Source organism: Desulfosediminicola ganghwensis (assembly GCF_005116675.2).
GTDB lineage: Bacteria > Desulfobacterota > Desulfobulbia > Desulfobulbales > Desulfocapsaceae > Desulfopila > Desulfopila ganghwensis.
The window spans coordinates 1724105-1746045 of the sequence record NZ_CP050699.1 but is presented as its reverse complement, the minus strand read 5'-3'; the positions used below and the strand labels follow the sequence as shown (position 1 = coordinate 1746045).

Genomic DNA, 21941 nt, shown 5'->3' with positions numbered 1-21941 from the left:
AAATGTTCATCATCACCTATTAGGAAAATGCCGATTTTCTTTGCACAAGCTGCCTAGTTTGCAATGCGAAACATGACAAAAATGTTCTCGAAACAAGGATTTCTCTACCGGGGCAGAGGTTGAAACAAACCAGCTGCTCTGTACATTGAAAATGTCCGGTTATGAATTACTGTAATTGTGAAGAAGGGACGAGCTACCTAGTAACAATATAAAATATCTAACATAACACCAACCGCAATCATGCCTGAAAGAAACGACGACCGCCAGAGTTCTGTGGTTACCAAGGACAGAATCGAAATAACGGAGCCACCACTCTACAAAGCATTACTGCATAATGATGATTATACCTCCATGGAGTTTGTGATTTCCATCTTGGAGAATATTTTTCACAAGTCCCAGGAAGAAGCCACTCGTATTATGTTGAATGTGCATGAGAAAGGCATCGGAATAGCAGGAATCTATACCCGAGAAATCTGTGAAACCAAGATAGCCATCGTCCATGAACTGGCTCGAAAAAACGAGTTCCCCTTACGTTGCTCCATGGAAAAGGCGTAACGGATAAGGGGTTCCAACCCCCAGGACAGAGAAGAACGATATGCTGAGTAAGACATTAGAAAAATCATTGATTCGCTCCATACGTGAAGCAAAGAATCATCATCATGAATATGTCACTGTGGAGCATCTGCTCTACGGTCTGCTTTATGATGATTTGGCTAGTTATATAATCAACGAATGCGGTGGTTCCATCGACACCCTGAAAGAACGACTTGAGAAATTCTTTCAGGGAGATGTGCCAACGCTTTCCCAGTCAAGCCAGCAGGAGCCCACCCAGACTCTTGCTTTCAACCGCGTGCTGCAAAGGGCTGTGGCTCATGTACAGAGTTGCGGCAAAAAAGAGGTGGACAGTGGCGATGTGCTGGTCTCCATCTTCTCTGAAGCAGAATCCCACGCGGTGTTCTTCCTGAGTTCAGTGGGAGTCGGTCGCATGGCCGTAGTGAACTTCATCTCCCACGAAATTCCGGACGGTCTGCAGCAGGAGCCGCTCCCCCACGTCCCCGAGGGTAACGAGCCCAAGGAAGCCGTCAAGGAAGACAAAGCGCTCAAGGAATATACCATCAATCTCGCCCGCTATGCAGAAGAGGGGCGTCTTGATCCTCTGATCGGCCGCGACATGGAGGTCAGCCGTATCATGCAGGTGCTCTGCCGCCGCAAAAAGAACAACCCTCTCCTGGTCGGTGAACCCGGTGTTGGTAAAACCGCCATGGCTGAGGGGTTGGCACTGCGCATCTATGAGGATAAGGTTGCCAGGCAGGAAGGCAAAGAAGGTGCGGTTCCCGACCTGCTGCAGGATGTTGAGATTCACCTGCTCGATATGGGTACCCTGGTGGCCGGCACCAAGTATCGTGGTGACTTCGAGAAACGGTTGAAAAGCGTGGTCTCTGCCATTGAGAATAAGCAAAACGCCATTCTCTTTATCGATGAGATGCACACCATCGTCGGTGCCGGAGCCACCTCCGGCGGCTCCATGGATGCCTCCAACCTGCTGAAACCTGCACTGCAGGCTGGAATTCTGCGTTGCATAGGTTCCACCACCTACGAGGAGTACAAGAATCAGATCGAAAAAGATCGTGCTCTCTCCAGACGCTTCCAGAAAATAGATATCGAGGAACCATCTGTTGAAGACACCATCCTTATTCTGCGCGGTCTGCAGAGTAAGTATGAGAAGCACCACCAGATCAGGTATTCGAAGAACTCCATCAAGTCCATGGCCGAGCTGAGCAAACGTTACATCAACGAGCGCTTCCTGCCGGACAAGGCCATTGACGTCATGGATGAGGTTGGCTCCCTGTTCCGCCTTGAGGGCCGCCTGAACTCCATGGTCAAGGTTGGCGATGTCGAGAAGGTAGTCTCGCGTATCGCCAGAATCCCGGCCAAGAGCGGCTCCAGTTCCGACTACAGCTCCCTGAAAGAGCTCGCCCCACAGCTTCGTCAGGTTATCTTCGGCCAGGACGAAGCCATCGAGGCTGTGGTTGCAGCGGTGAAACGCTCCCGGGCCGGTCTCGGCAACCCGGACTCACCCACCGGCAGCTTCCTCTTTGCCGGCCCCACGGGTGTTGGTAAGACCGAGGTGGCCAGACAACTCGCCCAGGTGCTGAACGTACATTTCGAGCGCTTCGACATGAGTGAGTACATGGAAAAGCATGCCGTAGCACGATTGATCGGCTCGCCTCCGGGCTATGTCGGATTCGACCAGGGCGGCCTGCTCACCGAGGCCATTCGCAAGCACCCCTACTCGGTGCTGCTGCTTGATGAGATCGAAAAAGCCCACCCCGATATCTACTCCATTCTGCTACAGGTGATGGATCACTCCACACTCACCGACAACTCCGGCAGAAAGGCGGATTTCAGGAATGTGATAATCATTATGACCACCAATGCGGGTGCCCGTGAAATGGCAACCAAGTCCATCGGTTTCGTCACCAGCGAAGGAGGCAAAGACACGACAGTAATAAACCGCCTCTTCGCACCGGAGTTCCGAAACAGGCTTGATTCCATCGTCAGCTTCTCCAAGCTTGGCGACGAAGTGGTCGAGAAGGTTGTCGACAAACTGATGGCAGAACTCAGCGAGCAGCTTGCTGAAAAGAAAGTGAGCATCCGTTTAAGCGACAGCGCCCGCACCTGGCTGGCCAAGAAGGGATATGACCCCAACTTCGGTGCCAGACCGTTGCGCCGCCTGATCATGAAAGAGATCGGTGATGTCCTCACCGAGGAAATTCTCTTTGGTCAGCTCTCCAGAGGTGGTGAGGCCAGCGTCGATTTAAAAGATGAAAAACTCACTTTTCACTACACAAAATAAACCATCCGCAGTAAATGCCGCGTGATGTTCTCTTAAACCCGTCGACTTCCATTTTTCCCAGAATTCGACGGGTTTTCTTTTTTAAGCTTCCGGTTGTAACCGACCTGTTGACAGTATGGCTTATCCTCCCCATACTGATACTACTCCTGAAATAATCATCCCTATTCTCCACTTTAAAAGTGAGTGAAGAAAAAGGATATCAGCCAGGGCATATTGCCTATGATCACCGTCACCTTCTGCTTCGCGGTCCTACTTGCCTCGGGCTTGGCTGCCAGCAAGGTGTGTCAGCGATTTCATCTGCCATCAGTAACCGGCTATATCATTGCCGGACTCATACTCGGTCCCACCGGTTTCAACCTGGTCACCAGTGACACCACAGGTGACGACCTCTCGCATTTTACCCAGATAGCCCTGATGCTGATCGCCTTCGGTATCGGCGAGCATATTGAATTCAGAACGATCAGGCAATTCACCCGCTCCCTGAAGTGGATCAGCATCTGTGAAGCATTGGCTGCATTCACCGTGGTGAGCCTGTTTATCTACTCAGCTATCCAACTAACCGGCTTCACCATCGCAGGCTGGGTTCCCCGCGACTATATAATTCTTTCATTGCTGCTCGGCTCCATCGGTGTTGCCACGGCACCCGCCGCGACCCTGATGGTTATCCGGGAAATCAAGGCACGGGGGCCGGTCACTTCGACACTTATGGCCATCGTCGCCATCGATGACGGACTGGCCATTATTATTTTCGGGTTGGTGGTTTCCATCGCCCATCAGGTACTTGGTCAGGCTGACACAACCATCCTGGCCTCATTTATTGCCAGCCTGGTTGAGATCCTGGGTTCCATGGTACTCGGCATCCTCTCCGGCACTGTGCTGCTGCTGATACTGAACCGTATGCGTGATGGCGGTGAACTGGTTACAGCCGGCCTTGCAGTGCTCCTGCTCTGCGGTGAGATCGCGCTGATGCTCCACCTCTCACCACTGCTTGCCGGTATGTCGGCGGGTTGCCTGCTGGTCAATAAAGCCGAGCGCGATGTCCGCGTTTTCCGTGCCCTCAACCGCTTTGAACCGCCGATATACGTAATCTTTTTCACCCTGGCAGGTACTCACCTTGACTTTGACTCACTGCGAACCGCTGGCATTCTGGGCATCACCTACTTTCTCGCCACAGTCACCGGCAAGATCACAGGCGTCTATATCGGCGGTGTAATCTCTGACGCCCCCGAAACGGTTCGCCGTTATCTCGGTCTTACCATGTTTCCCCAGGCCGGAGTCGCGATCGGCCTGATCTTTCTGCTAAGTTCCGATCAACTCCTCCTGCCGTATTCAGCAATAATCACGCCGATAGTTCTTACCGGTGTATTCATCTCAGAGATGATAGGCCCGGTAACTTCACGCTTTGCCCTGACCAGGGCCGGGGAAGCCAGAATCGACAGGGTCTCTCCAAGAGCACACGAAAAGGCTGCTATTGGCGAAGTAGATGGCAAAATCTGCGCCCTCGGACAAACAATACGTATTCCAATCTGGGGAATTCAGGGGGAATTCAAGTTGATTCCCCCTGAAAAACATAAAGGCTTCATACTCTTTCACAGTACAGAGCAGGCAACAGGTAGAGCCCTCGCAAGAATTGCCACCCTTTTTGCCCATCAGCACGACGCACTCCCCATGTCGATACGGGTCAGCCCGGAAGATGAACCGATTCATGACGAGTTGCTGATTACAGAAGAAAAAGAGGTGGAAAGCATGGGGTACCCGTTAACCTCTGAGTTGGTTCCCAGTCCCGATCGGGCGGCAGGCATCATTGCCGGAGTTCAATACAACCCTACCCACTCGTTGCTGCTCGCCTACCCTCTCGACACCACTCCACAGCCAATGCAGGATGAGTTCCACGAACTGCTCGACTTCATTGTGCCAAAGGTCGATTGCCCCCTGGCTGTAGTCCGCTTTTACGGCGAGCTGAAAGTGACCAGGACCCTCATCCCCCTGGCTGACCTCGATGAGCTTGACTTGCTCCACCATTTTATTAAATCTCTGGCCGGAACCGGTAAAAAGCGATGGCCTGAAGCGAACCGGCTGCACCTGTTGTACATGCTCCCTCCCGACGTAGAGGATAAAGAGATTCTGACAATGGAGGAATGTATATTGAGCTGGCTCAATGAGCAGAGTCCACCCATCAATGCCATGGTTCAGGCAGTTCCCACCGATTCACGAATCGAAGTCATCGCCAAAGCCGCTGAAGATGCGGACCTGGTAGTAATGAGTGCCAAAGAACGGAGTGGGCTTCGGCGTATGTTTCTCGGATCATTGGTGGATTCTGTCGCTGCGCGGGTACAGAAGACCTTGATCGTGGTGCACAATGGGGGTACAACTAACGTGAACAGAAACCCGCTAACCCAATCCACTCAGGAGGACCAGAAATGAGTGACTGCCTGTTTTGCAAAATTATCGCCGGAGATATTCCCGCAGATAAGATCTATGAAGATGATGACATGGTCGCCTTCCGGGATATCGCCCCTCAAGCTCCGCAACACATCCTGATCGTGCCCAGGAAACATATCATCAATCTCTCGGATCTGAGCGAGACCGAGGATGCGCTGATTGGCAAGATGATGCGGACTGCAGCGAAGATCGCCGCCGATGAAAGCATCGGTGACGGTTACCGCACCATTATCAACAACGGCGCCCCTGCAGGTCAGGAAGTTTTCCACCTGCATATGCATATTCTTGGCGGTGCCCCGTTAGGTCCACTAGTCTCCAAATAAGCAAAAATTGATAATTCATTCAATCTCAGCGTTGCGTAACTAATTTTATCCTCGACATACAAATACGTATGCCTCCGGTAAAATTATTTACGCGCCTCGACCTTGAATGAATTCTCTAATTTTGCCACGTCCCGATCCTGGACGAATTATTTAGATTTGAATCGATAGGCATCAATTTCGCTTTATCGATTCACTACCCTCAAAATTAAAAGAGCCGCCTAAACCAGCTCCACAGGAGCAGGCCAAGGCGGCTAATTTTTCTGGCTCACGACTTTCGGTAGATTATCTCATGCTCTAAAACTGAGTCTAAAGAAAACCCTAGTAAACGATTCGACATCTGGTCAAACGTCGTCATATTCGAAGTTTCTGGTATTGCGCAGGTAAGCGAAGACTCCGATAGCTTTTCCATGCGCAATACCAAAATACTGAAGAAGATGGCGCCGTATGACCTGATGAACTAGGCTGCTTTTGCCAGTTGCTGCCTAAACGCCACTATATCTTCAATGGTCAACACCACCATATCCTGCTTCTTGCCAAACTCTACAATCTCCGGTAGTCGCGCCATGGTGCCGTCCACATTGGTCACTTCGCAAAGAATGCCAGCTGGCTGCAGACCCGCCAGTTTCATCAGATCGACGGTTCCCTCGGTATGGCCGCGGCGGGCCAGAACACCATCCGGCTGGGCCCTGAGCGGAAAGACATGACCGGGATGACAGAGATCCTCCGGCTTGGCATCGACTGCGGCGGCGGTCTTGATGGTGGTCACACGGTCAGCGGCGGACACACCGGTGGTCACACCTTCTTTAGCCTCAATTGAAACGGTAAACGCTGTCTGATTTGCGCTGGTGTTAGAAACAACCATGGGCGACAAATTCAGGGACTGAATCTTTTCATCTGTTAGACAAAGACAGACAATACCACTGCACTCACGGATCATCAGTGCCATCTGCTCGTTGGTCAGATTCTCTACAGAATAGATCAGATCGCCCTCGTTTTCCCGATCCTCATCGTCGACAACCAGAACACCCTCACCTGCCTGTAAAGCTGCAAGCGCTTTCTCGACCCGCTCATGCGAATTTCCGAACTGTGATAACAAAGAATCACTCATTATAACTCTCCTTTTTCCAATAACTGGGCACACAAGAGTACAGAGCGGTTACATGGACACATAACCGAAACAACAGCACCTCCCCTGCTTACCAGGCCACGGGACTTACTGTTGCACTATCCTCTCCCATCCGGACTGTAACCGTCGGCTCTGGATTCTCACCAGATCTGCTGACCCTGTGAATGAAGCACAGGCGCTCGCGGGCTCTTCCTGACTGGAATTACCGCCGGTGGGGAATTTCACCCCGCCCTGAGAATAGATTGCGCATTGCCTTTTTTACCATATGCAATGCACGCCATTTTCCACCTGTAATCAAGAAATTACTTAAACATCGACTCAAAACAGGCCAGCACATACTGTCCCAACTTGGAAAAAAAGTCAAGCAACAGAGTACATTCAAAGCCTCCAGGCGCCACAGCGTGGCACCATTAGCTGTAATCACTCTAAATATTGACCATAATCAAGTTTTAATCTATGATGATCTGTCATCGTTTTTACCATATTTTGTTCACTATTTGATTATTAATACTTAACAAATTACCGGAGGTAACATGCTTAAGCGCATTCCTGTCATTCTGACCGTTGCCATTCTTGCTCTGCTGCTGCCCACTCTCGGGTTCACTGATTCTTACAAAAAAGAGTACAAGATGAGCGTGGTCGTGGGCCCCAAACTGCCATGGGGTGAGGGCGCCACACACTTTGCCGACCTCGTCCGTGAGCGTACCGATGGCCGTATCAATATCAAGGTCTATACCTCATCTTCACTGATGGCGGGCAAGCAGACCAACGAGTTCCTGCTCCACCGCCAGGGTGTGGCCGATTTCTGCTTCGCATCAACCATCAACTGGTCCACCACCATTAAGCCGCTCAACCTCTTTAACCTGCCATTCTTTTTCCCTGACTATGCCGCACTCGACGCTATCACCCAGGGTGAAGTCGGTGCCGAGCTTGAGGGGATGCTGCACAAAAAAGGTGTTAGTGTATTGGCCTGGGGTGAAAACGGCTTCAGGGAAATCACCAACTCCAAGCATGCCATCACCAAGCCGGAAGATATGGAAGGCATGAAAATCCGCGTGGTGGGCACCCCCATCTTCATCGATACCATGAAAGCGTTGGGCGCAAACCCGGTCAACATGAACTGGGGTGATGCCCAGGTCGCTTTTCAGCAGGGCGTGGTCGATGGTCAGGAAAACCCGGTTGTAGCAATCGAAATCCCTGTGAAAATCTGGCAGTTTCACCAGTATGCCACTATCTGGCGCTATGTTATCGACCCTCTCATGCTGACCGTGAACAACAAGGTTATGGCCAGCTTTACCCCGGAAGATCAGGAGACCATCCGCCAGGCAGCAATCGAGGCGGCTGAGAAGCAGCGTGGAATTGTACGTAAAGGACTAATCGCACCGGACCTGAGCGCACTCGAGACTCTTCGTTCCAACGGCATGGAAGTCACCGAGCTTGACGCGGCCACCCGCAACCAGTTCAGAGCCAAAACAGCAGCAGTCTACGAGAAGTGGACCGAAGTTATCGGTGAAGATCTCGTTGTCAAAGCTGAAGCTGCTATCAAAGCTGCAGAATAGACAACCCATTAAGGAGAATTTGCTGTGCTGAAGTTTCGCTGGATCGCCGCGCACCTCGAGGAGGTGCTCGGCGCATCCCTTCTCTGTTGTATGGCCTGCCTGGCCTTCGCCAATGTGGTCACCCGCTATGTCTTCCACTATCCCCTTGCTTTCACCGAAGAGATTGAGGTAAACGCACTGGTGTGGCTTACCCTGTTCGGCACTTCCGCCGCGTTCAGGCGAGGCAGTCATCTGCGGATGCTCTTTTTCCTCGATAAATTTCCGCCGATTGTGCAGAAAGCGCTCAACCTGCTCATGGCTGCATTGGGTATCGGGTTATTCACCAGCCTTGGCTATCTCGGCTATATGCAGCTGCTGGATGAGAGGCTGCTGGAGATCACCTCGGAATCCCTCGGTCTGCCCCAGTGGATGTACACTGTCTGCATTCCGATAGGTTGCGTGCTGATCGTGGTGCGAATCATTGAGGCCACAATCAAAACAGGTGGGAGGGCAGCGTAATGGGCGTACTACTTTTCCTAGGCTTTTTCGCCTTATTGCTGCTCGGTGCACCAATCGCAATTGCCATTGGTGTACCGACCTTTCTGGTGATCTGGGCCGCAGAACTGGGCACCCCGGTCATTGCTCCCAACTTCTTTGCCGGTATCGCCAAATTTCCGCTCCTGGCAATTCCGCTCTTTATCCTCGCAGGTTTCATATTAGAACGTTGCGGCATCTCCCTGCGCATCATCCGCTTTGCCAATCTGCTGGTCGGCAGGCGCAGAGGTGGACTGGCAATAGTTGCGATCGGTGTCTGCGTCTTCTTCGGCGGTGTTTCAGGCTCCGGCCCGGCCGATGCCGCAGCAATCGGTGCCATCCTTATTCCGGCAATGTACGCGCAAGGATATAGTAAAGGCTACAGCGCGGCCCTCATTGCCTCGGCTGGCTCGACAGCTATCATCGTACCACCGAGTATCGCGCTCATTATCTATGGTGCCATCACCAACACCTCAGTACCTGCTCTCTTTGCAGCCGGGGCGATTCCCGGATTCATCGCAGGTCTATCTCTCCTGATCCCCGCCATCTGGATAGCCAGGAAAAAAGGGTATGGCTCTGAACAGGAGGGAGATGATACGGACGAATCAATCTGGCAGGCATTCAAGGAATCATTCTGGGGTCTGCTCGCCCCGGTGATTATTCTGGGCGGACTCTACGGCGGTATCTTCACCCCCACCGAGGCTGCAGTTGTGGCGGTGTTTTATAGTCTGCTGCTCGGTTTTGTCATCTATCGCAGCCTGAGTTTAAAGTCGGCCTACCAGATTCTGGTGGATGCCAGCCAGGCTTCCGCCATCGTCATGCTGATCGTCGCCTTTGCCGGACTCTTCTCCTGGGCCGGTTCCACCATCGGTATTCTCGATAGCTTGGCCAACATGCTGATGGGTGTCAGCGACAATGAGTGGGTGGTGTTGATCGCAATTCAATTGCTGATCTTCATCGGTGGTATGCTGATCGATGCGATCTCGATCTTCTATATCTTCATGCCGATCTTCCTGCCGATCATGTCCCACTTCGGCTGGGACCCGGTCTGGTTCGGCGTAGTGATGACCTTAAACCTTGCTATCGGCCAGTTCACTCCACCGGTTGCCGTAAACCTGTATGTCACCACCCAACTTGCCAATATCCGGCTTGAGGAGACATTTAAGGCGGTATGGCCGATGGTTGTTGCCATGCTCATCGCACTGGTGGTGGTTATTATGTTCCCACAGCTGTCGCTGTTTATTCCCACAATTTTGGGATTAATCTAAAATACACAGGTGGTCAGCACATTTTTTTGATGCTGCACCACCTGCTGCTATCTTTCCAGTAGTTACCTCAAGAGTTACCTCAAAAACGACTTGCCAATCACATTGATTTGCCGGTGAACTGGTCTACCTTTAGAACCCGGTTCAAAGAATCTGCTTTTTCGATGAAATCGATACTCCCCGGCATCGTGATTGATGCTTTGTGTTCAATACCCAACATTTTTCACAACGATTCCTGCCGACACCACAGTTATCTTATGCCCCGCACGCGAAGGAATATCGCAGCCTGGAAAGCTGGATACTCTTCTAAGTTCCATCTTCGCGACGAATCCAAAACTCGTGGTTGGTATTAACGGCGGAGTGAACCTGTGGCGTCTCAACATGTCCACCGGCATAGCCACCACACAAAGTTAACATGTTTGACTGTTTTAATGTTTGACTATCCATGAATAGAACTTTATTATGGGTGCAACTGTTTTCATTCAAGGTGATAACAATCAGGACAGCACAAATGCATAATGAAGAATTCATGGACAAAGTGTCCGTTATTGTTGAAACAGACGGTTTACTGAGACATTACATCACCTCGGTGGTTATCAAAGACATCAAGTCCCGCATCAGCGACAACAGATTTACCAGTCTCAATAGCAATCATATCCATGCTGCACTGTTGCTCAAGGCAATAGCCCCCTGTGCATTGAAGGATTTTGCCGCACTCATGCGCCTGTCGAAGTCCGCAGCCTCAGCGCTGGTGGAGCGAATGGTTGAAAACAGCCTGGTGGTGCGCCAGCCCAACCCCCACAATCGGCGGGAAATCCTCCTGTCGGTCAGCCCTGACTTCGAAGAACACGTTGTTTTCGTACGTGCGGAACTGGCCAACTGGTTTGCATCTTTGATCGAAGACCTGGGCGAAGAAACCTTCGAGCAATGGTACTCAGTCATGCAGCAGCTCAACACCGTCATCCTGCAAAAAATACGTTCCCCTCACACCTGATCCTTGCAGAGTTCTGACGATACCGGGTCAGGTTAATGAACAGCCGTCACCTCTGGGAAATGATTTTAGCTCTGAGGCAATCGTGTTGTTTTCTCAACATCTCATTCACTTCTACACACACAGGATGGTTTTTATGGAAGGATATATAGTTACATTTTTTACCCAACAGAGTCGCGGGCTTGATGGGGTATCGGTGGCTCACTGGATTATCGATAAAGCTAAAGAGCTCGGCATCCGCGGTGCCACCCTCTCATCCGGACATGAAGGTTTCGGACGTGATGGCCGCTATCACTCCGAAAATTTTTTCGATCTGGAGGATCGCCCCATACAGGTCGATCTGGTGCTCACACCCGAAGAAAGCGAACTTCTGTTCACAGCTATAAGAAAAAAACAGCTCTCCATTTTTTATCGAAAAACCCCTGCAGAGTTTGGCAACACCTTAGATATCTGATTCATCACAGGTTGTTCCCACATTACTGTTCCTCTTAATTGCTCAAGCTGTCATGGTCTGCTCCGGTCAGTCATGACACATTCTCTTCTCCGTGTGTCAGTGCACGCATGGTCTCACTTTAGGAAAAGTAATGATAGGTCCTTATATCAACGGTGTAGCATTATTAACATGAAGTGTCATAGGCGCGATTCTCGGCCCCAGGCTCAGTCACAATTTCAAAGCCCACATGCCAATGACCTTCGGCTGCGCCGCCCTTGGGCTTGGTGTTGCCATGATCGTAAAAGTCCAATTGCTCGCCCCAGTGGTTCTTCATTCCAATCGGAAAAACATTGTCGCTACCGGGAAGCCAAGCTGGATTGGCTCAGGTAACGACTCTACCCCTGCTGGAAAGTCACGTTTTATAATCGCCTTTTTTTATAAGCCACAGGTATGGGGAAATCATCTCTGGATACGCACAAGATGCTTCTCTCCCACGACGCACAGTACTCTTCTTGCAGTAATCGCAGTTTTACATCTGGCTGAAGGTGTGATCGACAACATTGAAAGTTCTAAAGCAGCAAACAGTAATAGGCTGGTTTTCCTTGCTCTTGATATAACAGCTCGGCAAAAATCAGCATTGACTCTGTATCATCAGGAATCGAGCAATTTGGTTTCGATATCTACGAATTGAGAGGTCGGGCAATGGAATTTGCCGACATAGTATTGAAGGAGAATTGTTCCGGAACAGTCGCGTCAAAACCCTTATTCGTGAAAAGCAGCCTGCTCTTCCAGGGAATCCTGAATGCTGTTTTTGAACCCCACTCACACTTCACAAACACAATGAGCTTCATCGATGATATGACAGTAATTATTGCAAAACTTGATGAATCAACCGGATCGGCCTGGTGACATGCCGTCTGAACGAGGTCGGACAACAAAGAATGCCTCCAAACAAAAGCGCTCAGCACCTCTATTTCATTCTGCTATACGAATAACTTACTGCTTGCCATAACCCGTACTTTTTGTTCCTGTTAAGGAAAGCCAACAAAAGCTGGGGGACAACATGAAACGGAATCCACCACTTTACTACCTTGCCGTCGTGGCAATGACCATCGCCATTATGATCGTCATTGAGTCATTCGTTCTGGTGTTGACAGCAGAGATACGCAGCGCCGCACTCCTTATCGCCACCGGTATCTTTTCATACGGCTTCGGTGAATACATCAACCACCCTTTGGTTCAGCAGGAAAATCATGCTGCAACTCTTGAAACCGATAATACCCTTGTACGCAAACGACGACCATGCCTGGCCGGTATAATACTCGTTCTCGCCTCAGCCCTGTTCATTTTCGCCGGCCTGATGCGGCTGATGCCGTTTCAATCCCTTTAGCACCGGAAACTATTGGCAAGAGAGCCACCTCAACATCCCCCAGTTGAACCAAAGTACGGCAGCAACAACCCGGAAAAATAATCCCTCGCATTATCACCATTCATACCGTGTCACATAGGCAATCTATACAGTCGATTCAACACGCCATGACTATGAAGGCATTGCATCTGCAGAGGCTGTTCTGGCTGGACTATGCCTTTTTCCCCAAGCTCGACGCTCATAAGAAAATTAATGCATGCAGATAAGCGAACCTTGTGAGACTTCGATAGTAACCATATGGCTCCGCTTAATTTTCTCTCAATACCTTATTTTGTGACAAAAAATGCACTGCTCCAACAAAATCTTAGATTTCTCCATTGAAGGCAAGCTTGTCAAACTCTTTCATCTTCGGGTCATACACCGCGCCCCAATAATTTTTCCCGCCGTCACAGACTGTTACGGTAACCGGTTTTGACTTTTGTCTGTCGGCCGGCATGCCATTTATATAGACCAACCGTTCACCGCCCGTGATTATTCCCGTATATTGACGAAAATACTCGTTCAGATTTTTCTCCAGCCTGCCATATCCGCAACAAGCAACAGCTTCCAATTCCTGTAGTTTGTAGAGGTTTGCCTCAAGCTCCTCTATTACCGACAATGGCGGCATCCAGGTTCCTTCAATCACCGGCACTTCCCTGGAGCATTGATTGAGTATTATGTGTGCCTCAGATTCCGGTAGCACCTCATATCCGTCGGCATATACCGGAGAAACCGCCAGTAAGACGAAAAATATAATTTTCTTCATCACGGAATAACTCATCTGTTTTGTTGTATTTCAACCTGTCTTTCAAGACCTTTGCTGTACGCTTTCCAACGCGGTTTACGGTCAGCTTGCTTCTTTCTGCATACCAGTTAGCCTTTGCCGATCGACCCAATAATGGCATCAAGCATCTCCATCGCTTTCATCCTCATCAGCATTTCATGCGGTAGAGCTATCGTCAGGCATGCTCTATTTCCGAAGCCTCAAATCAGGTACGCCCCCCCTCCCCTGTCTCAATTCATGGCAATTCAAAATTCCCCGCCGAAGTCAAGATACGGCTGCAACGCCTCATAAAAATAGCCGGTCATAATCTCGTAACCGCCATCATTAGGATGAATCGAGTCGCTCATCAGATTTCTATCACTGAAAATTCCTTTGAAGATATTGGGGATGAGCACCGCGCCGGTCTTTCTGGCGACGGATTCGTACATCGTCGAAAACTCTCTGCCGTAGAGTGGTATCTGCAACCCACCAAGAACCACCATTGCCCCAGTGCCTTGAATCTCCTCAACAATAGAGGTCAGATGTGCTTCAACTGTGACGATATCGACCCGCTTTCTCAGATCATTGCCACCCAGGGTGATCAGCACCACACTGGGTTCTAAATCCAGCACATCGTGCTGCAGGCGAGCAAGACCATCCGCCGTTGTATCCCCCGGCACTCCGGAATTAATCACTTCAATCCCGGTCATCTCTGCCAGGCGGGCAGGATAATCACGACCTTTTGAAGCACCGACTCCGGCGGTCAAACTATCGCCAAAGCAGACAATGCGGGATACGGAAACGGGTATATTTACAATTTTATAGTCATCATCTCCGCCGATAAAGATGTAGCCGAGCCAACCGGCCATTACCAGAACGATTGCCAGTATGCCTTTCTTCATGGAAATTCCCTGAACCTTTCATTGGATTTCGCCGCTTGCGCCTATGCTGAATAGAGCGCTGATATATTCAGAAAGAGCATAGAGATATAACGAAAAACAGTTGTTATTTCAAATAATCAAGCATCTATCCGCTCTCTTGCCCGTCCCATGCGTTTCTTCATTAGAACACGTTTCTGCAACCACTTCCTGCTTGCCATACCTGAACCTTTATGTTCCTGTTATGCAAAAGCTTATCAAAAATGACAGGTTACATCTCCATTCGTTTTCCGGTAATTGTATACCTTCTCCTGTCGACTCGCATTAACCAACCATACTCACAAGCTCAATGACTCAATCCCTTTCGTCCCAACTTCAAGAACTTTCTCAGCTACTTGCCAGTGCTCCGCTGTTGGTTCTCATCCTGATTCTGCTTATTCTCATTCCGGCCCTGGTACTTTTGGTGGTGCTTATCCTCTCACGAAACAATGCCAGGTATCTGCGTGATAAATATTTCAGCACCCAGAAAAAACTCCACGAAACAAACACCCATGTTGAGGAATTAGAAAAGCTCACCACCAGACAAAAAATCCGTGAAGCGCGGATGATCGCGCTCATTCGGAACGAACGAAGAAATTCTTCAGAAAAACTGACATTGCTCGAAGATGCCCGCAAAGAGTTACGGCTGCAGTTTGCCTCGCTGGCCCAGGAGATTTTCGAAGAGAAAAACTCCACCTTTACCAGCCAGTCGAAAGAGCGGCTGGAGTCGATGCTCAAGCCCTTCCATCTGCAGCTCGATTCACTCAAAAGTGAAATTCAGAAGACCTATTTAAACGATACCCGTGAGCGGGCCACGCTTAAAACAGAACTGCAGCAACTGCAGGAGCTGAACAGACAGATGAGCGAGGAGACCACCAATCTCACCCGCGCCCTGAAAGGTGATAAAAAGCTGCAGGGCAACTGGGGAGAGCTGATTCTGGAGCGGGTGCTGGAACAGTCCGGCCTCAGGCGTGGTGTGGAGTACGAGACTCAGCGCGGCTATCGGGACGAGGGCAACAAACTGTTCAAGCCGGATGTGATCATCCATCTGCCGGATGAGAAGGATATCATCGTCGACTCCAAGGTTTCCCTCTCGGCCTGGGAGCGCTACTGCGCCTCGGAAGACAGCAGCGAGCAGACCACCGCCATGGCAGAGCTGGCGGTTGCCATTCGCAACCATATCCAGACGCTTGGCAGTAAAAAGTATGAAGAGCTTAAAGGAGTGCGCTCTCTCGATTTCGTACTGATGTTCATGCCGGTGGAGGCCGCCTATGTGGCCGCCTTCCAGCACGATGACAACCTCTACACCGAGGCGTTTAAGCAGAAGATCATCATTGTCACTCCCACTACTCTCCTGGCCACTTTGCGTACCATAGAAAACATCTGGCGCTATGAACACCAGAACCGAAATTCACAGGAGATCGCCAGAAAAGCCGGCAGCCTCTACGATAAGTTCCGTGGCTTTGTGGAAGATATGGAAAAAATCGGCAAACAACTGGACAGCTGCCGCCATACCCATGACAGCGCCATGAACAAGCTCTGTCAGGGCCGCGGCAACCTGGTCAGTCAGGCACAGCAACTGACCGAAATGGGTGTGAAGGTCAAAAAGGAATTGCCCCGTTCTATAACAGAACTGTCAGCTTCAGCAATGGAGGAAACCGTTAAAAATTAGGAAAAGCCAGCACCACTTGTGACTGCCGCCGCTCCTTGCGGAAACCAGGGCTGTACGGATAAGCATTGAGATCAATCTGCAATGGGAAAACCGGCCATGATGTAGTTTCGCCCCTCCCTCCTTTCTCCTCAACCCCTCATAAACCTTAAGCTGAATCCTACCGTTTAACGACTATTACCCGGTATCACAACACCAGCTCTGGCCGCAACCCCTTCTACGTGCTGCCGCATAGCGATAGATGCATCCTCCGGGCTCCGCCGCCAGAGCGCATCCATGATCCGCTCATGCTCCACAAGGGTTTCGCCAAGATCTTCACTGGCACGAAAAGGAAGCTTCTGGCTTTCATGGAAAAGATCGAGAAACGGCGAGATCGAAAGATTAAAAAAACAGTTATTTGCGGCCTCGAGCATCTGCCCGTGGAAATTGAAGTCCAGCCCTGAGAACTGCTCCAGCTTTCCCTCTTGCATAGCCTTGGCCATCGACTCAACCATGATCTGTAAATCACGCAACTGTACATCGGTGGCATTTTGCGCTACCAATCCTGCCACTGAAGGTTCCACCATGAGCCGGAACTGGTACATCTGCGTTTCCCGACCTGCCAACCCGAGCCACTGCGCTTTCGGCAGCGACTCCGCTTTAGGAGATTGAACCATTTTTATCTGATCACGCCTGCTCAGAAACACCCCTCTGGACGGCTCTATAATCAGTTGCCCGCCAGCCTCCATGGTGGCTATCGCTTCACGGATCGTCGAACGACTGAATCCCAACGCCAATGAAAGATCGCGCTGGGACGGCAATTTTGTCCCCTCCGACCAACCATGGCTGGCTATCATTTCACGGATTGCTTCAACTGCTTTATGGCTTTTTGATTTTTGCATTTCATCACGCTGATTGGTATTTCTCTTCATTGTGCTTCCTTTCACCCACTGCATCTCACCACACAGACCCACTAGCACAGACCGATCAACAGACCCAACACCCAGACAACGTATCCCGACCAACTCACAAAAACCATTCACCACAACTCAAGAAATATATCTAACAAAAATACACACAAAACACAAACCGGTCTGACCACATTGACCCATAAAAACACAGTCACAACATCCTGTCCACTTTTATTTTTTCCATTTTTGTAATAGTATTTTCTGGCCTTACTCAAGCGCTCTCCTCTCCACACACCTCGAGCCCCACATAATCAGCCACTTAACGCACAAGCTCATATGCTTACGTTTTTGTAACAATATATTTTTACAACATAATTGGAAATTATCTCCTTGACAGTTTCTTTTTTTTACACCATTTTGTGCATAACAGACCAACCGGCCCTACCAGTCCGGACCGACCAGATTCACACCACACAAAACACAGCCATCAACCACAAAACCTCACACAATCGGAGTCTTCCATGAAAACCTGCATTAAGCCTGGCGTTCTCACCCTGCTCACCCTATTTATCACAGCCGTTCTCATCACCAGCCCTGCCCTGGCAAGCGACGACAAACTCACTGCGATCAAGGCTGCCGGAGTACTTAAAGTAGCAGTACCACAGGATTTTCCACCATTTGGTTCGGTTGGTTCAGACATGAAACCGGCGGGCTATGATATCGACACCGCCAGACTCATCGCCGAAAAACTTGGTGTAGATATTAAACTCGTACCGGTAACCAGCACCAACCGCATCCCATATCTCACAACCGGCAAGGTCGACATAATTATCTCTTCTCTTGGCAAAAATCCGGATCGTGCGAAGGTTATCGATTTCTCAGACGCTTACGCTCCATTTTTTAACGGTGTGTTCGGTCTCAAATCTCTGGATGTCAGCGGCCCTGAGGACTTAGCCGGAAAAGTAATCGCTGTAACCCGCGGGTCCATCGAAGATCTCGAACTGACCAAAGTCGCACCAGCTTCACTTGAGATAAAACGCTTTGAAGACAATGCCTCTACCATTGCCGCTTACAAGATGGGTCAGGTAGATCTGACAGCTACCGGCAATGTCGTCGCCGCTTCTCTTAACGAGAAGAACCCTGCCAAAATGCTGGTAACCAAATTCGTCATGAAAAATTCTCCGTGCTATGTGGGCATTGGCAAAGAGCAGCCAAGCCTCATGGCCGCAGTTAACGGCATCATTGCTGCTGCCAAAACTGACGGTTCCCTGAATGTTATCTCCGAGAAATGGCTCCATAACGAACTCCCTACGGATCTGTAAAACGAATTGAGACCGGCTGTAGCCCGGCCGGTCTCTCCCCCCATTCAGGACGACGACCATGACCTATCAATTTTCATTCGAGCCCGTTTTCACCAATTGGCTTCCGCTGCTCCAGGGAGCCGGAATGACCTTGCTGCTCACTTTTCTCGGATCACTGGTCGGCGTGGCTACCGGTATTCTCGGGGCAGTTTCAAGGGGCTGGAAACTCCCCCTGCTTCAGCATATTTTCTCCATCTATGTAGAATCCATCCGTAACACCCCGTTTCTCGTTCAGCTCTACTTCATCTTTTTCGGACTGCCAGCACTCGGCATTAAACTCAGCGGCTGGGAAGCGTCATTTATAGCCATGGCTCTTAACCTCGGAGCCTACTCAACAGAAATCATACGTTCCGGAATCCTTGCTATCCCAAGCGGCCAGATAGAGGCCGCCAAAGCGCTTGCCCTCAGTAAATACCAGACCTTTCGCTTTATCGTGCTCAAACCGGCGCTCAAAACGGTCTGGCCGGCACTGTGCAGTCAGATCATCATCGTCATGCTTGGTTCATCGGTCTGTTCGCAGGTTGCTGCAATGGAACTCACCTATTCCGCCAACCTCCTTCAGTCCATGACCTTCCGGGCCTTTGAGATTTACCTCTGCAGCACCATCATGTACCTGATTCTGGCCATATTGATCCGAAAATTCTTACATTTCATAGGTAACACCTTCATTGACCGGAGGCCAGCGTGATTGATTTCCCAATAACACTCATTGTCAAACATCTGCTACTCGGTCTCGGCTGGACGGCAGGGCTCTCTCTCATCGCCTTTGTTCTTGGTGGAATAGTCGGGCTCCTCACCCTGCTTGCACGGATCTCAGACAACAAATTTCTTCGCATTTTGTCCAAGGCCTATATTGAGTTTTTCCAGGGAACACCGCTGCTCATGCAGCTCTTTCTCATCTTTTTCGGTATTGGCCTGCTCGGCTCAGACATCTCCCCCCTGCTGGCGGCAACCATCGGGCTGACCCTTTTTACCAGTGCCTATCTTGCCGAAATATGGAGAGGCTCTGTTGAATCAATCACAACAGGGCAATGGGAAGCAGCCGACAGCCTGGCCATGTCGAGATACCAGCAGATGCGGTTTGTCATTCTGCCCCAGGCCTTACGCATTTCCATTCCGCCCACTGTCGGTTTTTCCGTGCAGGTGGTTAAAGGAACCGCTGTCACTTCAATCATCGGCTTTATGGAAATCACCAAAACAGGTTCCATGATCGCCAACGCCACCTTCCAGCCCCTACTGGTCTATTCACTGGTGGCCGTGGGCTATTTCATGCTCTGTTTTCCACTTTCCGTGTATTCCAGACATATCGAAAGGAGCATCGGATGTCGTTAATCATCAGCAAAGATATACATAAAAATTTTGGCGACCTGGAAGTACTCAAAGGTGTTGATCTTACTGTCAACGAAGGCGAGGTCGTCGCTATTATCGGTAGAAGCGGGTCGGGAAAAAGCACCTTCCTCCGTATTTTGAACGGCCTTGAAGAACTCGATGGCGGGGCTCTCTTTGTTGATGGCCAACTCATCACAGGCCTGGAAAAAGACCTGCGGCCGTTGCGCCTCAAGGTGGGCATGGTTTTTCAGCAATTCAACCTCTTCCCCCACCTCACCGTGGGAGAAAACATCATGCTCTCACCGGTACAGGTAAAAAAAATTGATCCAAGGCAGGCAGTAACGCTAGCTGAAGAGATGCTGGACCGGGTTGGTCTTGCTGAGAAATTCCATTCCTACCCTGATCAACTCTCAGGCGGTCAGCAGCAGCGCGTGGCGATAGCCAGATCGCTGGCCATGCAGCCCAAAGTCCTGCTCTGCGACGAAATCACTTCAGCACTCGACCCGGAACTGGTCGGCGAAGTGCTTGAGGTCGTACGAAAACTTGCCAGCGACGGCATGACACTGATCATGGTTACCCATGAAATGCGTTTTGCCCGCGAAGTTGGCGACAAGCTCATCTTCATGCATGAAGGACGGGTCCACGAGGCCGGTCCGCCCAAGGAACTGTTCAACAGCCCGGCCACCCCTGAGCTGGCCGCCTTTATCGGTGCCGTGAGCTGAGCGGCGGCGGATTTTATACACGCCGACTCACCGTAACAATTTTCAAACCCCTCAAAAATTAACCAGACGAAAGAGTATGATACGCTGCAATCCAACACGTTTAGAACAATTCATGACAGAAATCGCCCGCTTCGGTGCAACTGACAGAGGCGGAGTGACGCGACTCGCGCTCACTGACGAGGATCGTGATGCCCGAAACCAGCTCAAACAGTGGTTTGAAGCGGCCGGTGCTGCCACACATATCGACCCGATGGGTAACATGTTCTTCACTCTGGCAGGCAAGCAGCGCTCACTGCCGCCGATTATGACCGGCTCCCATTGCGACTCTCAACCCCAGGGCGGACGCTTCGACGGTATTCTCGGCATCATTGCCGGCCTCGAGGTAATGTGCGCCTTAAAAGACGCCGGTATCCAGCTTGAGCGTGACCTGATCGTTGTGAACTGGACCAACGAGGAAGGCAGCAGATTCACCCCCGGCACCACAGGCTCAGGATATTTCGCAGGCAAACTGCCACTTGCCAGAATGCACGATCTCACCGACCTTGAAGGCAAGCGACTTGGTGACGAACTGGAGCGCATTGGCTACAAAGGTACCGAACCTTTTGAGCCCGGTCCGATCCATGCCAATTTTGAATGCCATATCGAACAGGGCCCGGTGCTGGAGCAAAAAGGTATCTCCATCGGAGTTCCCAAAGGCATCGTCTGCCTGCGCTGGTACGATATCGAAGTAACTGGTGTCACCAACCATGTCGGCCCAACCCCGATGGACTCACGACAGGACGCCCTCTACTGTTTCGCCCTGATGAACGCCAGAATTTTCGAAGCCGGTCGTAACGCCGATGAAGTTGTCGCCTCCGTTGGCGAAGTACATCCCATCCCCAACTCCCGAAACGTCATTGCCGGAAAAGTACATTTCACCATCGACATCCGGGGCTGGGAAGAAGATGAGACCGACCGGGTATGTACCGAGGTTGAAACTGCCCTTGCCGAAATTGCCGAAAGTGCCGGATGCACAGTTACCATCAACAAATTGTGGGAAGTTGAGCGGGCCCCGTTTCACCCTGAACTGGTCAAACTCGTCCATGACAGCGCCGCCAAACTCGGCCTGGAATCCCTCGATATGGTTTCCGGCGCCTCCCACGACACGATTTACATCAACCAGCAAACGCCCAGTGCCATGATATTTGTTCCTTCTATTGACGGCAGAAGCCATGCCGAGATTGAGAACACCTCATGGCAGGATTGCGCTGCAGGCACCGATGTACTGCTGGCTGCGATTGTGCAAACCGGCAACTCCACAGAAGAGATCGCTTAAAACACCAATGAGCACGAGAACCTGTGGAACCTGTTCCACGACTACACTCACCGGCATC

General features: G+C 50.7%; 22 protein-coding genes and 1 riboswitch. Of the genes, 17 read left to right on the top strand and 5 right to left on the bottom strand.

Features of this window, described 5'->3' with window-relative positions; translation table 11 throughout:
* Window positions 1-240: 240 nt before the first annotated feature.
* From clpS to FCL45_RS07370, 4 genes are all read left to right on the top strand, one after another.
* A complete protein-coding gene (gene clpS / locus FCL45_RS07385) occupies window positions 241-555 on the top strand; it encodes an ATP-dependent Clp protease adapter ClpS (protein ID WP_136799589.1) in 315 nt (104 codons plus the stop codon).
* A gap of 40 nt (window positions 556-595) precedes the next feature.
* A complete protein-coding gene (gene clpA / locus FCL45_RS07380; protein ID WP_136799590.1) occupies window positions 596-2857 on the top strand; it encodes an ATP-dependent Clp protease ATP-binding subunit ClpA in 2262 nt (753 codons plus the stop codon).
* A 183-nt stretch (window positions 2858-3040) separates the two neighbouring features.
* Window positions 3041-5281: a cation:proton antiporter gene (locus FCL45_RS07375; protein ID WP_136799591.1), complete on the top strand. Its 2241-nt coding sequence runs from the start codon at window positions 3041-3043 to the stop codon at window positions 5279-5281.
* Window positions 5278-5622 (top strand): histidine triad nucleotide-binding protein, encoded by a 345-nt coding sequence (locus FCL45_RS07370; protein ID WP_136799592.1) that lies wholly within the window; start codon window positions 5278-5280, stop codon window positions 5620-5622. The genes FCL45_RS07375 and FCL45_RS07370 overlap by 4 nt, the downstream gene beginning before the upstream one ends.
* A 457-nt stretch (window positions 5623-6079) precedes the next feature.
* On the opposite strand, the gene ribB is transcribed toward FCL45_RS07370, so the two are convergent.
* On the bottom strand, window positions 6080-6730 hold the full coding sequence (gene ribB, locus FCL45_RS07365; RefSeq protein WP_167495900.1) for a 3,4-dihydroxy-2-butanone-4-phosphate synthase: 651 nt from the start codon (window positions 6728-6730) through the stop codon (window positions 6080-6082).
* A gap of 114 nt (window positions 6731-6844) precedes the next feature.
* Window positions 6845-6991: riboswitch (FMN riboswitch) on the bottom strand.
* Between the two features lie 290 nt (window positions 6992-7281).
* Here ribB and FCL45_RS07360 point away from each other — a divergent pair.
* From FCL45_RS07360 to FCL45_RS07340, 5 genes are all read left to right on the top strand, one after another.
* Window positions 7282-8307 (top strand): DctP family TRAP transporter solute-binding subunit, encoded by a 1026-nt coding sequence (locus tag FCL45_RS07360; RefSeq protein WP_136799593.1) that lies wholly within the window; start codon window positions 7282-7284, stop codon window positions 8305-8307.
* A 24-nt stretch (window positions 8308-8331) separates the two neighbouring features.
* Window positions 8332-8805, top strand: a complete 474-nt coding sequence (locus FCL45_RS07355) for a TRAP transporter small permease (protein WP_136799594.1) — start codon at window positions 8332-8334, stop codon at window positions 8803-8805.
* Window positions 8805-10088, top strand: a complete 1284-nt coding sequence (locus FCL45_RS07350) for a TRAP transporter large permease (RefSeq protein WP_136799595.1) — start codon at window positions 8805-8807, stop codon at window positions 10086-10088. The genes FCL45_RS07355 and FCL45_RS07350 overlap by 1 nt, the downstream gene beginning before the upstream one ends.
* A 508-nt stretch (window positions 10089-10596) precedes the next feature.
* On the top strand, window positions 10597-11079 hold the full coding sequence (locus FCL45_RS07345) for a MarR family winged helix-turn-helix transcriptional regulator (protein ID WP_167495901.1): 483 nt from the start codon (window positions 10597-10599) through the stop codon (window positions 11077-11079).
* A gap of 133 nt (window positions 11080-11212) precedes the next feature.
* Window positions 11213-11530: a DUF190 domain-containing protein gene (locus FCL45_RS07340; protein WP_136799597.1), complete on the top strand. Its 318-nt coding sequence runs from the start codon at window positions 11213-11215 to the stop codon at window positions 11528-11530.
* Window positions 11531-11693: 163 nt separating this feature from the next.
* On the opposite strand, the gene FCL45_RS24810 is transcribed toward FCL45_RS07340, so the two are convergent.
* On the bottom strand, window positions 11694-11819 hold the full coding sequence (locus FCL45_RS24810) for a hypothetical protein (protein WP_267314011.1): 126 nt from the start codon (window positions 11817-11819) through the stop codon (window positions 11694-11696).
* A 392-nt stretch (window positions 11820-12211) separates the two neighbouring features.
* On the opposite strand from FCL45_RS24810, the gene FCL45_RS07335 reads away from it, so the two are divergent.
* Entirely contained in the window at window positions 12212-12418 is a 207-nt protein-coding gene (locus FCL45_RS07335; protein ID WP_136799598.1) for a hypothetical protein, read from the top strand.
* Between the two features lie 154 nt (window positions 12419-12572).
* Window positions 12573-12899, top strand: coding sequence for a hypothetical protein (locus FCL45_RS07330; RefSeq protein WP_136799599.1), 327 nt, complete (start codon window positions 12573-12575; stop codon window positions 12897-12899).
* Window positions 12900-13242: 343 nt separating this feature from the next.
* Here the strand turns inward: FCL45_RS07330 and FCL45_RS07325 are convergent, their stop codons facing one another.
* The gene (locus tag FCL45_RS07325; protein WP_136799600.1) at window positions 13243-13683 is read right to left on the bottom strand and encodes a hypothetical protein; all 441 of its coding nucleotides are present in this window, start codon (window positions 13681-13683) and stop codon (window positions 13243-13245) included.
* Window positions 13684-13946: 263 nt separating this feature from the next.
* The gene (locus tag FCL45_RS07320; protein ID WP_136799601.1) at window positions 13947-14582 is read right to left on the bottom strand and encodes an arylesterase; all 636 of its coding nucleotides are present in this window, start codon (window positions 14580-14582) and stop codon (window positions 13947-13949) included.
* Between the two features lie 325 nt (window positions 14583-14907).
* Between FCL45_RS07320 and FCL45_RS07315 the strand changes: the two genes are divergently transcribed.
* The gene (locus tag FCL45_RS07315; protein WP_136799602.1) at window positions 14908-16269 is read left to right on the top strand and encodes a DNA recombination protein RmuC; all 1362 of its coding nucleotides are present in this window, start codon (window positions 14908-14910) and stop codon (window positions 16267-16269) included.
* A gap of 164 nt (window positions 16270-16433) precedes the next feature.
* Here the strand turns inward: FCL45_RS07315 and FCL45_RS07310 are convergent, their stop codons facing one another.
* The gene (locus FCL45_RS07310; protein WP_167495902.1) at window positions 16434-17177 is read right to left on the bottom strand and encodes a FadR/GntR family transcriptional regulator; all 744 of its coding nucleotides are present in this window, start codon (window positions 17175-17177) and stop codon (window positions 16434-16436) included.
* A 500-nt stretch (window positions 17178-17677) separates the two neighbouring features.
* Between FCL45_RS07310 and FCL45_RS07305 the strand changes: the two genes are divergently transcribed.
* The 5 genes from FCL45_RS07305 (at window position 17678) to FCL45_RS07285 (ending at window position 21883) form a co-directional block, all read left to right on the top strand.
* On the top strand, window positions 17678-18478 hold the full coding sequence (locus FCL45_RS07305; RefSeq protein ID WP_136799604.1) for a transporter substrate-binding domain-containing protein: 801 nt from the start codon (window positions 17678-17680) through the stop codon (window positions 18476-18478).
* Between the two features lie 58 nt (window positions 18479-18536).
* On the top strand, window positions 18537-19205 hold the full coding sequence (locus tag FCL45_RS07300) for an amino acid ABC transporter permease (RefSeq protein ID WP_136799605.1): 669 nt from the start codon (window positions 18537-18539) through the stop codon (window positions 19203-19205).
* A complete protein-coding gene (locus tag FCL45_RS07295; RefSeq protein WP_136799619.1) occupies window positions 19205-19849 on the top strand; it encodes an amino acid ABC transporter permease in 645 nt (214 codons plus the stop codon). The genes FCL45_RS07300 and FCL45_RS07295 overlap by 1 nt, the downstream gene beginning before the upstream one ends.
* Window positions 19840-20568: an amino acid ABC transporter ATP-binding protein gene (locus FCL45_RS07290; RefSeq protein WP_136799606.1), complete on the top strand. Its 729-nt coding sequence runs from the start codon at window positions 19840-19842 to the stop codon at window positions 20566-20568. Before FCL45_RS07295 ends, FCL45_RS07290 begins: the two co-directional genes overlap by 10 nt.
* 76 nt (window positions 20569-20644) lie before the next feature.
* Window positions 20645-21883 (top strand): Zn-dependent hydrolase, encoded by a 1239-nt coding sequence (locus tag FCL45_RS07285; protein WP_136799607.1) that lies wholly within the window; start codon window positions 20645-20647, stop codon window positions 21881-21883.
* Window positions 21884-21941: the final 58 nt, after the last annotated feature.